General features: G+C 63.7%; 11 protein-coding genes and 1 rRNA gene. 7 read left to right on the top strand and 5 right to left on the bottom strand.

Translation table 11 applies throughout. The annotated features are described in order from the left end of the window. From AB3X98_RS05780 to AB3X98_RS05770, 3 genes are all read right to left on the bottom strand, one after another. Positions 1-66: ribosomal RNA gene (locus tag AB3X98_RS05780) — 16S ribosomal RNA — on the bottom strand; the annotation flags it as partial. A 396-nt stretch (positions 67-462) separates the two neighbouring features. Further along, positions 463-2,784 carry an EAL domain-containing protein gene (locus AB3X98_RS05775; RefSeq protein ID WP_368604373.1) on the bottom strand — a complete coding sequence of 774 codons (2,322 nt, stop codon included), beginning with the start codon at positions 2,782-2,784 and terminating at the stop codon, positions 463-465. 353 nt (positions 2,785-3,137) lie between these two features. Continuing rightward, the gene (locus tag AB3X98_RS05770) at positions 3,138-5,351 is read right to left on the bottom strand and encodes a glycoside hydrolase family 3 C-terminal domain-containing protein (protein ID WP_069266551.1); all 2,214 of its coding nucleotides are present in this window, start codon (positions 5,349-5,351) and stop codon (positions 3,138-3,140) included. A 502-nt stretch (positions 5,352-5,853) separates the two neighbouring features. Between AB3X98_RS05770 and AB3X98_RS05765 the strand changes: the two genes are divergently transcribed. After that, the gene (locus AB3X98_RS05765) at positions 5,854-6,291 is read left to right on the top strand and encodes a carboxypeptidase-like regulatory domain-containing protein (RefSeq protein ID WP_069266552.1); all 438 of its coding nucleotides are present in this window, start codon (positions 5,854-5,856) and stop codon (positions 6,289-6,291) included. A gap of 185 nt (positions 6,292-6,476) precedes the next feature. Here AB3X98_RS05765 and AB3X98_RS05760 read toward each other — a convergent pair whose 3' ends face one another. Next, on the bottom strand, positions 6,477-7,394 hold the full coding sequence (locus tag AB3X98_RS05760; protein WP_368604374.1) for a LysR family transcriptional regulator: 918 nt from the start codon (positions 7,392-7,394) through the stop codon (positions 6,477-6,479). Between the two features lie 231 nt (positions 7,395-7,625). Between AB3X98_RS05760 and AB3X98_RS05755 the strand changes: the two genes are divergently transcribed. Continuing rightward, the gene (locus AB3X98_RS05755; protein WP_368604375.1) at positions 7,626-8,489 is read left to right on the top strand and encodes an NmrA family NAD(P)-binding protein; all 864 of its coding nucleotides are present in this window, start codon (positions 7,626-7,628) and stop codon (positions 8,487-8,489) included. Between the two features lie 116 nt (positions 8,490-8,605). Then, positions 8,606-9,319 carry a GNAT family N-acetyltransferase gene (locus AB3X98_RS05750; RefSeq protein ID WP_368604376.1) on the top strand — a complete coding sequence of 238 codons (714 nt, stop codon included), beginning with the start codon at positions 8,606-8,608 and terminating at the stop codon, positions 9,317-9,319. 13 nt (positions 9,320-9,332) lie between these two features. On the opposite strand, the gene AB3X98_RS05745 is transcribed toward AB3X98_RS05750, so the two are convergent. Beyond that, positions 9,333-10,298, bottom strand: a complete 966-nt coding sequence (locus AB3X98_RS05745) for a GlxA family transcriptional regulator (protein ID WP_069266555.1) — start codon at positions 10,296-10,298, stop codon at positions 9,333-9,335. Between the two features lie 109 nt (positions 10,299-10,407). Here AB3X98_RS05745 and AB3X98_RS05740 point away from each other — a divergent pair, with 109 nt between their 5' ends. The 4 genes from AB3X98_RS05740 to AB3X98_RS05725 all read left to right on the top strand — a co-directional run bounded on the left by AB3X98_RS05740 (position 10,408) and on the right by AB3X98_RS05725 (position 13,201). After that, positions 10,408-10,701 carry a hypothetical protein gene (locus AB3X98_RS05740; RefSeq protein WP_254357309.1) on the top strand — a complete coding sequence of 98 codons (294 nt, stop codon included), beginning with the start codon at positions 10,408-10,410 and terminating at the stop codon, positions 10,699-10,701. Positions 10,702-10,882: 181 nt separating this feature from the next. Beyond that, entirely contained in the window at positions 10,883-11,257 is a 375-nt protein-coding gene (locus tag AB3X98_RS05735) for a BON domain-containing protein (RefSeq protein ID WP_368604377.1), read from the top strand. 121 nt (positions 11,258-11,378) lie between these two features. Then, positions 11,379-12,257, top strand: coding sequence for a GNAT family N-acetyltransferase (locus AB3X98_RS05730; RefSeq protein WP_342948858.1), 879 nt, complete (start codon positions 11,379-11,381; stop codon positions 12,255-12,257). Positions 12,258-12,274: 17 nt separating this feature from the next. Next, positions 12,275-13,201 carry a glyoxylate/hydroxypyruvate reductase A gene (locus AB3X98_RS05725; RefSeq protein WP_069266557.1) on the top strand — a complete coding sequence of 309 codons (927 nt, stop codon included), beginning with the start codon at positions 12,275-12,277 and terminating at the stop codon, positions 13,199-13,201. Positions 13,202-13,226: the final 25 nt, after the last annotated feature.

The raw sequence follows: 13,226 nt of genomic DNA, 5'->3' as shown, positions 1-13,226 counted from the left end.
TTCGACTTGCATGTGTAAGGCATGCCGCCAGCGTTCAATCTGAGCCAGGATCAAACTCTTCAGTTCAATACCTGTTACTGTTTTCGGTCTCTCTCGAGACCGGTCGCTCACTCAAAGCTGACAGGTTCTGAATAAATTCAAAAACCTGACTTACTTTAGTGTGAGACTCTTGATACTTTTGCTGCTCCCGGCTTCATTCCGAAGAACAAGACCAGGTCGCCACCGCATCAAGCGCCCACACTTATCGGCTGTAAATTTTTAAAGAGCAATTCGTCTTAATCGCTTCGTTTTCGTTCGCAGCGATCAGCGAAGGAGGCGAATTATGCGGGTCATTCCGGATATCGTCAAGCGACTTTCGAATATTTATTTTTGGGGTCCGCTACGCCAATTTTCGACAGCTACCGGTACCCACACGTGACAGGTCGCCCCTTCTGTCACCAAATCGGGAACGGCAGCTGCACGTCACAGCACAATCGAATTCGAGCGCAGTGATGTCGCTGTCGAACAAGCGCCGACGGTCTCGACGACGCCTTCGGGAAGCGGCTGGGGCAACCCGACACAAAACCCTTGCGCGTAGTCGATGCCAATCCCGCTGAGGCGACCGATGATCGCCTCGCTTTCCACAAATTCAGCGATGGTCGCCTTGCCGGCGGCATGGGCCACCTGGTGAATGGACTGGACGATCGTCCGATCGAGGTCGCTGCTGGCAATCCCGCGCACGAAGCTGCCGTCGATCTTCAGGTAGTCCACGGGCAGGCGCTTGAGGTAAGTGAACGAGGACATGCCCGAGCCGAAATCGTCGAGGGCGAATCGGCAGCCGAGTGCTCGCAGGCTCTCCATGAGCGTAATCGCTTTCGAGAGATTGGTGATCACGGCCGTTTCCGTGATCTCGAAGCAGACGCTTTCGAAACTGATTGCGCAACGCTGCTGCTGCTGCACGATGTACGCGAATAAGTCCTCGTCGCCGAGCGACGCGCCGGAGAGGTTGATCGACCAGACGTTTGCGGCGAGATGGCCCGCCGCAATGGCTTCGAAAGCACGGCCGATCACCCATCGATCGACGAGCGGCATCAAGTTGAAGCGCTCGGCGGCGCCAATGAAGTACGCGGGAGGAATCACTTCACCCGATTCGTCGACCATGCGCAGCAGCAACTCGACATGCACTTCTTCGCCGGGACCGCCCTCCTTGAGCGACTTGATCTGTTGCGCGTAGAGGCGGAAGCGGTCGTGCTCGAGCGCGGCCTTCACGCGGGCCACCCACTCCATCTGCGTATGGGTGGTCGACTGGAGCTGATCTTCGAGGCAATACTGGTGCACGCGGTTGCGGCCTTTTTCCTTGGCCATATAACAGGCGACGTCTGCCGCCTTCATGATGTCCCACGTCGAGATTTGCGCGGCGTCCACCTCCACCACACCGATGCTCACGCCGGTCGTCAGCAAACGCTGGTCCCAGGGTAGCCGGATGACCGTCACGGCCTCCCGCAGATCCTCCGCGACCCGCAGGGCGTCGTCGATGCAGCACTCCGGCAGCACGACGCCGAATTCATCGCCGCCGAGGCGGGCGAGGATATGGGCAGCGCGCAGCTGCTCTTTCAGGGCACCACCCACACTGCGGATCAATTCGTCGCCGGCCGCGTGGCCGCACGTATCGTTGACGACCTTGAACTGATCGAGGTCGAGGAACATCACCGCATGCGGGCGTGTCCCGGCCTTCTCGAGCAAGCTCGAAAGCCGGCGCTCGAATTCGCGGCGGTTCAGCAAACCCGTCAGATGATCGTGCGTAGCCTGATATTCGAGTTCGGCGGCATGCTTGCGCTCCGTGCTCGCGTCTCGAAGCACCATCACCGTGCCCAGCATTTCCTCTTCGTCATCGCGGATCGTCGCCACAGAGCAGGCCACGGGCAGGAGCGAGCCATCCGGGCGCGTCACAGAGAGTCTGCGTTGCGCGTCGTCATCGGCCGTTGCAGCACGGTTGTGCAGACATTGCGCAGTGACGATATTGCCGGACCGCTCGTCGTAGAGATCACAGACGTCGAACAACGGCCTCAGGTAGATATCGCGCGAGGCACGCCCGAGCATGCGCTCGGCGGCGGCGTTGCAATAGGTCACGCTCGCCTGGTTGTCCATGCGGATCACACCGTCGTCGATCGAAGCGAGCGTGGCTTCGGTGAGGCTCTTTTCCTTCGCGGCGGCCGCTTCTGCGCGCTTCAACCCGGAGATATCGAAGAGGCAACCGACGATGCGCGTCGCCCGGCCGCTCTCGTCGCGTATGGCCTTGCCGCGTCCCCGGCACCACAGATATCGACCATCGGCCATTCGCAGCCTGTACTCGACGTCGTAGAGGCTGTCATGCTTCAGATGGTTGATGATGGTCTCGCGCAAACGGAGCAGATCCGCAGGATGCACGAGCGCATTGAACGCGCGGGTGTCCATGGGGAGGTCGCCGTCGCCATACCCGAGTTGCTGATACAGATAGCGAGAATAGTAGGCACGGTCGTTGACCAGGTCCCAGTCCCATAGCCCAGCGTTGATGCCTTCGAACCCGAGGCTGAGACGCTCCTCGCTCAAACGCAAACGAGCGGCGAGTCGCTGGGAGAAGCGCAGCATCGATAGCACAACGCTGCACGCGAGTGCCGCGACGAGCCACGCTATCGCAGCACGGGACTGCTGAGCGAACACGGCCGCCGCAACGGCACTCATCCACATGGGGACGAGCACCACAACGATTCGACCGCGGCGGTTGCCTTCGGTAAGCCAGCTCACTGCGCGTGTGATCAGTCTCATGGCTGATTTAGTATTCTTTTTGGTTCAGCTTCCATGCGTCGCGTGCGCGCGGCACTACGAGACAGAGTCACAGTAAAGCGTGACGGCGTGTATCTGGAAAACGCGCAAACGGAGGAAGGCCCACGGACGGGTGGGTAAGTCTACCTGCTTTCCCTATTCAGATTGAATGGGGATTACCCGCGGAAGTCATTCATGTTCGCGAGAGTATGCATTTACGTTCTCGCGTGTGCGAATGATAGATACGGAAAGACTTGCGAATTCGATTTTGTACCGGCTCGCAAACGTTCGCGAGCCGGCCGTTTTCAGGAATTGAACACAGAGGCCGCCAACGCAGCCTCTGTGCGTCCTCTCGCTTACCGGCTCTGCAGGCGGATATCGCGCGACGAAGCCCCCACATACACCGCGCCGCCGGCAACATAAGCCCAGTCGCTATGCGTCGTGTCCCAAACGCTCTGTGCACGTTCGGTGATCGTCACGCGCACCGGCTGCGACTGACCCGGCTTCAGGAACACCTTCTGGAAACCAACCAGACGACGCGGCGGCTCGCCGGCATAACTCACGCCCAGATAGACCTGTGCCGTTTCCGCACCCGCTACGCGGCCATCGTTGCGCACCGTGAACGACGCTGTGAGCGTATGCCCCGGGCCCTGCTTCACCGTCAGCCCCGAATAGCTGAAGTGCGTATACGAAAGGCCATAGCCGAACTCGTAAAGCGGCGTGATGTTGTTCGCGTCATACCAGCGATAGCCCATGTCCAGTTTTTCGGAGTACACGGGATCGGTCGCGAAGGCGCCGTTCGTCCCCCACGTCGGCGTGTCCTGATCGTGCACCGGGAACGTGACCGGCAGCTTGCCCGAAGGGTTCACCTGTCCGAACAGCACGTTCGCGATCGCCTTGCCGCCGCCCTCGCCCGGATACCATGCCTCGACGATTGCCGAGACCTGGTCCTTCCACGGCATCAGTACCGGATTGCCGCTCTCGATGATCACGATCGTGCGCGGGTTGGCCTTCGCAACGGCCTCGACGAGCTGATCCTGATTCGACGGGTTCGCGAGACTCAGGCTTTGCAGATCGCCGAAGTCCTCACCCGCAGGCTGCGCCACGACGACGATCGCGACATCGGACTGGCTGGCGAGCGTCGCGGCCTGGGTGATCTCCTGCTGCGTATAGGCGCGGAACGGCTGCGTCTGGTCGGTGTTGCCCGCGAAGCTCACCTGCGCCGAAGGCGCGAGCTGCTGGATCGCCTGGGTGATAGGCGTATTGAGCTTGAGCCACGGGTTGGTCCACCAGCCGCAGCCCGTGGACGAAGCGAACGTGAGCCCGCCGCAGCCCGAGAAGTTGCCCGTGACCGGATCGCGCGTATTGCCCGAGCCGCCGCCGCTCAGCACGGCCGTATCGGCGTGAGCGCCGATCACCGCGATCTTGTGCAGGCTCGGGGCCGAAAGCGGCAGCTGGCTGTTGTCATTCTTCAGGAGAACGATGGATTGTTCTTCCGCAGCCTGCGTGAACGCGTTGTACTTCGCGAAGTCGATCGTGGCACCGCCCTGCGCCGGATGGTCCAGCACGCCCGTGCTGATCATCACATAGAGCTTGCGCCGCACCATGTCGTCCAGACGGTCCTGCGACACGGCCTTCGAAGCGATCGCCTGTTTGACCAGATCGGGCGTGAGGTAGACCGTCGGGCCCACGTCCTCTTCCTCGTCGAGACCCGCGTTGATCGCCGGGGCCGTGCTATGCGTCGCGCCCCAGTCCGACTGCACCTGGCCCTGGAAGCCCCAGTCCTTCTTCAGCACGTCGGTCAGCACATGCGTGTTTTCGCATGCGTAGGTGCCGTTCAGGCGGTTGTAGCTGCACATCACGCTGCCCGGGCGCGCTTCCTTCGCCGCGATTTCGAACGGCAGCAGATAGAGTTCGCGCAGCGTGCGCTCGTCGATCTGGCTGTTGCCGCCCTGGCGGCCCGTTTCCTGTTCGTTGCCGACGTAGTGCTTGATCGTGGCGATCACCTGCTGGCTTTGCGTACCGATGGTGCGCGCCGCCAGAATTTCGCCCGCCAGCACGGGGTCTTCGCCGAGGTACTCGAAGAGACGCCCGCCGCGCGGTTCGCGCGCGAGGTTCGTGCCGCCGCCCAGTCCCATGCCGAATCCTTGCTCGCGCAACTGGTCGGCTATGCGTGCGCCGAAGTCGCGCGCGAGATAGGGGTCCCAGCTTGCCGCGAGCGCGATCGTCGCCGGAAAGGTCGTGCTCTTCTGGCTCGTGCTGCCGGAGCCCGTTGCGGAATCAACCATATTGAGGTCGGGAATGCCCAGACGCGGCACGCCCTGAATATAGCCCGCGCCGCCGCCCGGCACGGCGCTCATCTGATATTCGGAATGGATGAACTGGAGCTTCTCGTCCTGCGTCATGCGCTTGAGCAGCAGGTCGGCACGAACGTGCGCGCCGAGGTTCTGGGGGATGGCCATCAATGGCATCGGCAACGGATAAGGTACGTCGTTGCTGCTGTCGCCGGCATGGGCGGTAGCGGCCATCGCAATCAGCACGGCGGCGGTGGGCCAACGGGTGATCCTCATATGTCTCTCCGAGAGTTCGAATACGTTATGGAGTACTGATCAGACCGGCAAACAGGTCTGGCAGAACGGCCGGCCGCGTCGGGCACCGGCAGACTTCCTGCGGGGAAACCGGTTTAGTTGCAGCGCGCAAACGTTTGCTTTGATGCATCCGCTTTGGCTTCGCCGGTTGATGTAGCAAAACTCCAAATAATCATATAAAAACTATTGAGTACCCTTACGGGCTTTTATCTCAGTATTTTCCCGGCTGGCGGTAGCTAACACGCATGAAAGGCGCCAAACCGACAGGTAATTGCAAGCTACCGGTAATGTGATTGTTGCGAACGCAACGGAAATTCGGCATTCGATGTGATTTGCATGACGCTTGCGAATGCGGCGCGCCGGCCTGTGAACGCGGCGTGCAGCACGCATCGCGGGCCGAAAAAAGCTAATCTGTTACGAGGCCTTCGCAAGCGGCGGCGCCCCTGCGCGCGCGAGATCGACATCACTGTAAGGAGTGACCACGATGGAAAGGCAACGCAAGGTTCCCCGAATCGCGTCGGCCCTGCTCGCTGCAATGTGCGCATTCGCAATGGCAAGCAGCGCACTCGCGCAAACGGGCATGCCCCAAACGGAGCAGCAAGGCGACATCTCGTTCGTCTCCGGCGGGGTCGGCCGCGACGAGTCTTCCGCACTGCGGCACGCGCGCAGCCAGTGGCCGCTCTCGATGCTGTTTACCGGCCCCGGTTCGAGCTATGTGGCCGACGTGCACGTGCAGATAACGAACGCTGGCGGCACGTCGGTGCTCGACACGCGTTCGCACGGTCCGTACATGCTCGTGCGACTGCCGGCCGGACGCTACACGATCACCGCCACCTATAACGAGGTAACGAGGACGCAGCGTGTAAACGTCGCCGGCAATGGCAGCGCGCGTGCGACGTTCTCGTTCCCGGGCAAGCACTGAGCACGAATCGTTTCCGGCCGGTCGGGATGGCTCACCAGGGAACGACTCTGGTGCCCGGATCGTTTCTGTGCAACCGCCGTGTGCAACTGCCGGAACAACGGGGAGAACTGCGCGAATCACTCCACTCCGCTGGAATCCACGTTTTCGAGCTGCCGGCAACGCGTGCCGCTGTGATGTCGACGCAATCAATGCCCAGCGGCCCAGGCAACGATGAAATCGATGAATGCGCGCGTTTTCGCGGGCATGTAGTGGCGTGACGGATAGTAGACGTATAGCGGGAAGCGTTCGTCGGGCCAGTCAGGAAACAGATTCACCAGCCTGCCCTCAGCAATCAGGGGCTCGGCGCCGAGAAGCAGCATTTGCGCAATACCGGAACCGGCCAGGCACGCATTGAGCAAGGCGCCCGGATCGTTCACCGTGAGCCGCCCTTGCGTCGCTAGCACGACGTGCTTGCGCTTGCGATGAAACTCCCACGGATAAGGCTTGCCTGTCTCAGGGTCGCGGAATTCGAGGCACCGGTGAGCGGGACCTTCGAGATCTTCGGGGCGCAGCGGTCTTCCCCAGCGCGAGAGATAGGCCGGCGCCGCGACCGTCACGACAGCGGTATCGAGCAGCTTGCGAGCAACCAGCGTGGAGGATCGTGGCTTGCCGAATCGCATCGCGACATCGAATCCGTCCGCAACCAGGTCGCCAAGACTATCTCTCGCGATCAGTTCGATCTCGAGTTCGGGATGGGCGTCCATGAAGCGGTCGAGTTCCGCGCCGAGAATCGCCCGATAGCACACCGGGTCCAGATTCACCCGCAGCTTACCCCGCACCGCCGACGCATTGCCCGATGCCGCGATGGCCGCTTCCTCGAGCCCCGCGAGATGCGGAACCACCTGCTCGTAGAAACGGCGCCCGCCTTCGGTGAGCGAAATCGATCGCGTCGTGCGATTGAAGAGCCGGATATCGAGCCGCTTCTCCAGCCTCGCAATCGCACGGCTCACGCCTGGCGGCGACATGCCGAGCACGTCTGCCGCGGCGGCAAAGGTCCCCGCGTCGACAACGGCGGCAAACACGTTGATCGCGCCGGAAATGTTCTCGAGTGTCGTTGTTCTCAATGTCGTCGTTCCAATGGCAGCCGGTACGGCGGCCCCTGGCAGCCTTTGGCGATGATGGATCGGCCATCCGATTCGTGCGCCCGAGTCACTGATGTAGTGCCCTTCGCGGCATTTAGCTTCGGCCGCCCTGCGTCCAGAATGCGTCTCACCGAAACGGCACCAGGCAGCACCTCGCTGCCAATCGTGTTCGGCTTTTTCGACACATTCGTCGTCGCATGCGGAGGGTTTCAAGTGTACGCAATTACAGGCATTACCGGAAAAGTGGGCGGCGCACTCGCCCGTGCGCTGCTGGCCTCTGGGCAACCGGTTCGGGCAGTCGTGCGCGACGCTGCGCGCGCCGCGTCGTGGCAAGCACGAGGATGCGAGCTGGCCACGGCAAGCATGGAAGACGCCGCCGCGCTGATCGCGGCATTCAGCGGCGCGCAGGGCGTGTTCATCCTGCTGCCTCCGCAGTTCGATCCCTCGCCGGGCTTCCCGGAGTCGCGCGCGGTCATCGACGCCGTTTGCACCGCGATCCACAACGCACGGCCCGCGAAAGTCGTGTGTCTGTCGACCATCGGTGCGCAGGCGCAAGAGAGCAATCTGCTCACGCAACTCTCGCTGATGGAGCAGGCGCTCGCCGCGCTGCCTGTGCCGGTGACTTTCTTGCGTCCCGGCTGGTTCATGGAGAACGCCGCGTGGGATGTCGCGAGCGCGCGCAACCATGGCGTGATCGAGAGCTACCTGCAACCGCTCGACCAGGCCGTGCCGATGGTCGCGACCGCAGACGTCGGCCGCCTCGCCGCCGAACTGCTGCAGCAGACGTGGAGCGGCACGCGCGTGGTCGAGCTGGAGGGCCCGCGCCGTGTGAGCGCGAACGACATCGCCTCCGCGTTCGCCCGCGTGCTTGGCCGGCCTGTGCGCGCGGTGGCGGTGAACCGGCAGGAATGGGAGTCGCGCTTCCTGTCGCAAGGCATGAAGCATCCCTTGCCGCGAATGCGCATGCTGGACGGATTCAACGAGGGCTGGATCTGTTTTTCCAGGCCTGCCGATGAAATCCTTCGCGGGCATGTCGAACTGGACACCGTGCTCGAAGCGCTGGCAAGCGGTGCGTGACGAAAGGCATTGGCGGGAATGACGCCAAAGTTGGCGGGTTCGGCCGTGGTCCGCCGAACCCGCCTCGGCTAGACTACCGTCGCAAACCGTCACCATCCCTTTCCGGAGCGCGAATCATGTTCGATGTGCTGGCAACGAAACCTGCGGGCAGCACGACCGCGCTGGACAACGTGCCAGGGCACGCGCTGACGGGCCGCCAGCGCCATCTCGCCGTTGGGAACGAGCGCGCAGTGCGGTATGCGCCCGCCGTCGCCCCCTTTGCGGCAATGACGGACACCACGCCTGAATCGTTCGACGCCTTGCGCGGACTGATCGAAGAGCACGCACCCGTTGCCCTGACCACGCTGGATGCCGTGGAGCCACCCGACGGCTTCGCGCTGATCCGGCACGCCACGCTGCTGCAAATGGTTTGGCAAGGCGAAGCGCCTGCGCCCACCGCGCTGAAGTACGCGCGGCTAACGGGGCAAGACGTGCCGGAGATGCTCGCGCTGGCCGCCGCAACGCAGCCGGGCCCGTTCGGTCCGCGCACCATCGAATTCGGCGGTTACCTTGGTGTGCGCAGGGAGGGCAAGCTCGTCGCCATGGCCGGCGAACGCATGAAGATCGAAGGCCATACCGAAATCAGCGCCGTGTGCGTGGACCCGGCGTTCCGGGGACAAGGGCTCGCGGCGAGCCTCATGAAGCTGCTGATGGCGGCAATCAGTGCGCGCGGCGAGACACCCTTCCTGCACGTGCTCACGTCGAATCACGGCGCCATTTCCATTTATCGCACGCTGGGCTTTGTCGAGCGCCGCGAGATGCACCTCACGGTGCTCGGCCTCGCGCCATAGAAAGGCCGCACGGTCACAACAGGTCGGAACGCAGTTCCCGCACCCCTCTTCCCAAGCGCTGTCGCAACAGGCTGCGCAGCGTCGCGCCGTCGCCGTAACCGACTTCGGCGGCGATCCTTTCCAGGTCGAGCTTGCCGCTGCGCAGCAGCGACTGCGCGTGCTCGACCCGCAAATCCTGAAAGTACGCCAGCGGCGACTTGCCGAGCACTTCCTGGCAGCGGCGCTGCAATGAGCGCGAGCTCGTCGCCAGCGCCTTCGCGGCGTCCTGCAGCGAGAATCCCGACTTGAGATTTTTTCTCGCCCATTGCTCGAAGCGCTGAATGAGCGGATCGGCCTGCGCGAGATGATTCGGGATGATGTACGGCGCCTGCGACGAGCGGATGTCGGCCAGCAGATAGCGCGATACGAGCGATGCGAGTTCGGGGCTCGCCGAACGGATCAGCCAGAGCGCGAGATCGAGATGCCCCATGGCCGCGCCGGCCGTCACGCCGATATCCGAAGGCACGAGCATGCGTGATTCGTTCAACTGAACATGCGGATAGCGTTGCCGGAAGAACGGCGCGAGCGACCAGTTGGTCGTGGCTTCGCGGTGATCGAGCAGCCCCGCCTCTGCGAGGATGAACGTCCCCACGCAAGATGCGCCGATTCGCGCGCCCCCCGCTTGCCATTCGAGCAAACGCGCCATGCCCTCTTCGACGTCCCGGCGCTCGAACGACCGCATCAGCTCCTGCGCAGACAGCGTCACCAATGCCGGCACGATCACCCAATCGGGCTTCGCATCCGGCGCGACCGTTTGCACCGGCACCGCGAGGCCGTGAGCCGAGCGCACCCGCTTTCTCACCCCCACGAGCGTGATGTCGAAACGCGGAACGCCGCCCATGGCCGCGGCCGAAAGCTTGTTTGCGACCGAGAACGCGTCGAGCGTGACGGAGAGCCCGGTATCGAAGACGCCGTCGAGAGCCAGGACAGCAATGCGCATGGCGTAAATGCCTCTAAAGTTGTCGTTTGTGACAGTACAGCCGACGAGACCCCAACGATACACTCAATCGCGTTGCAAGTCGCAACAAACATGGATCAAGGAGGTTGTCATGAAGGTTCTCGCCATTGGATCGATCGTCAAGGAACTCACGCCCGCGCAGCGCGACGAGATCATGCCGCACGAAGTGCCGGCCACGCTAAAGCTCTACCTGGACGACAAAATCGAGCAGTACTGGTTTCGCCAGGACAAGCCGGGCGTGGTGTTTCTCATGAGCTCGGGCTCGGTCGACGATGTGAAGGCTACGCTGGATACGCTACCGCTTGCCCAGGCCGGCATCCTCGCGTTCGATCTGCTGCCGGTGGGCCCGCTCGCGCCGCTCGGGCTGCTTCTTCAAGGAAAGTAAGCGCTACGCAGGAGGCGCCGTCCACGCATGCACCATGGGTTGTCGGCGACCTCCTGGCAGCCTTCTTCTCCTCGCCAAAGATTTCACCTACAACGTACTGATCCGCCGCTTGTTTTCGATGCGCTCCGGCGGCGGGCGCAGAACTTTGGGGAACCTGCAGAACCTGGCAAAGGGAAGAAGGATGAAAACTAACGGTAAAAGCCAAATCGCCCGCGCACTGGTCCTCGTGGCCATCTCGAGTTGCACGGGCTATGCGTACGCACAAACGGCCGCGAGCGCGCCTGGCGAGGCGTCTGCTCAGGAAGGCGCGCCCGCGCAGTCGGGCAGATCGGACAGCGCGCTGGTGCGAGATGTGCGCCGGGCCTTCACGCGCACCACGGGACTGAATTTCGCCAACGTCCACGTCACGGCGCATGAGGGCGTCGTCTCGTTGACGGGGTCGGTACCGCACCAGTCGCAGATCGCGCGGGCCGGCGACGCGGCCCGCTCGGTGCGCGGCGTCACCTCGGTGTCGAACCACTTGACCGTGCGGACCGCCCGCGGCAGCGGACCTTGATTGGGCGGACTCGGCAGCGGGCTCAGAACCGGCTTCGATCGGCCGCACAGCAGGATCGTCCTATTCCCGGCGCGCGCGTCCTGTCAAAGTGAGTCATCGAACTTCGATCAAGGAGCCCGCCGTGTCCGGCCAGACTGCGTCCTCTAGCCTCGTCTGCGAGACTTTCACCGAATCCGACATCGAGGGCGCCCACGCGCTTTCCCTGCAATTCCGTTGGCCCCATCGTAGCGACGACTGGCGTTTCGCCGCCGCCGCGGCCGGGCACGGCTACGTGGTTCGCGAAGGCACGACCGTGGTGGGCACGGCGCTGTGCTGGCCGTGGGGCGAGCATGGCGCGACGCTCGGGCTCGTGATCGTCTCGGCCGACCAGCAAGGCCGCGGCATCGGCCGGATGTTGATGGAGCGCCTGCTCGAAGCGCTGGGAACGCGCATGACCGTGCTGCACGCCACCGAGGCAGGTCAGCCGCTCTACGAAAAGCTCGGCTTCACGACGATTGGGCTGCTGCATCAGCACCAGAGCGACAGTTTCGCGGCGCCGATTGTCGAGCCGCCGCCGGGCGAGCGTTTGCGTCCACTCGAACCGGGCGATACGCCGCGCCTCGTCGAACTCGCTTCGCGCGCGAGCGGGCTCGACCGCAGCGCACTCGTGCCGCCGCTGCTCGATGTGTCCCAAGGCGTCGCGCTGGTGCGCGGCGACACGGTGCTCGGCTTTGCGCTGTTGCGCCCGTTCGGCCGCGGCCATGCGATCGGTCCGGTGGCCGTCGCCGCCGACGATGGATTGCACATGCAGCGCGCCAAAGCGCTGATCGCCAACCGCCTCGCCGCCAACGCGGGGGCCTTCACGCGCCTCGATACGCCCGACGAACACGGCCTCGGCCCCTGGCTCGAATCGATCGGCCTCGCGCGCGTCGACACGGTCGTGAAGATGTCGCGCAACGGCGCGCCGGCGCACGATCCTGGCGTGCTGCAATTCGCCATCGTCAATCAGGCGCTAGGCTGATTGCGCAAACCGACCTCATGACGCTCCTCTACAAAGCCGACCCCGAGCGCGGCAAGCAATGGGCACAGCTTTTCGCGCACAAGGCTCCCGAGATCGCTTTTCGCCTGTGGCCCGATACCGGCGACCCCGCCGCTGTGCGCTTTCTCGCGGCGTGGCAACCGCCCGAGGACCCCGCGCGTACGCTGCCCAATCTCGAAGTGATCTTCTCCGTGGGCGCGGGCATCGACCAGTTCGATCTTTCCGGCGTGCCGGAGCACATCGCCGTGGTGCGCATGATCGAGCCGGGCATTGTCGAGGGGATGGTCGAGTACGTGACGCAATCGGTCCTGACCATTCATCGCGATCTGTTCGACTACGCCCTGCAACAGCAGCAGCGCGTATGGCGCGCCCTGCCCGTACGCGCCGCCGCGTCGCGTCGCGTTGGCGTGCTGGGGCTCGGCATGCTGGGCAGCGCGGTGCTCGAACGCCTGCGCCTCTTCGGCTTTGCATGCGCGGGCTGGAGCCGCTCGCCGCGCGCCTTGCCTGGCGTGGAGTGCTACGCGGGCGCCGAGGCGCTCGACGCCTTCCTCGCGCGCACCGATATCCTCATCTGCCTGTTGCCGCTCACCGAAGCCACGCGCGGCCTGCTCGACGCCTCGCTCTTCGCGAAGCTGCCGCAGGGCGCCTCGTTCATCAACGTCGGACGCGGGCCGCAAGTGGACCAGCAAGCGCTGCTAGACGCGCTCGATCGCGCGCAACTGCGCAATGCGATTCTCGATGTCGCGGACCCCGAGCCGCTGCCGCCGGAGCATCCGTTCTGGACGCATCCGCGTGTGCGCCTCACGCCGCACATTGCCAGCGCCACGCGGCCCGAAACGGCCGTCGATGTGGTGCTCGACAACATCCGCCGCCACCGCGACGGCTTGCCGATGCTCGGCCTCATCGACCGCACGCGCGGCTATTGAGTCTCGTGACGGCGCAGAGGGCGCA

Source organism: Paraburkholderia sp. BR14312 (genome assembly GCF_040948675.1).
GTDB lineage: Bacteria > Pseudomonadota > Gammaproteobacteria > Burkholderiales > Burkholderiaceae > Paraburkholderia > Paraburkholderia nodosa_A.
The sequence above is the reverse complement of the archived record's forward strand: the minus strand, read 5'-3'. Positions and strand labels throughout refer to the sequence as shown.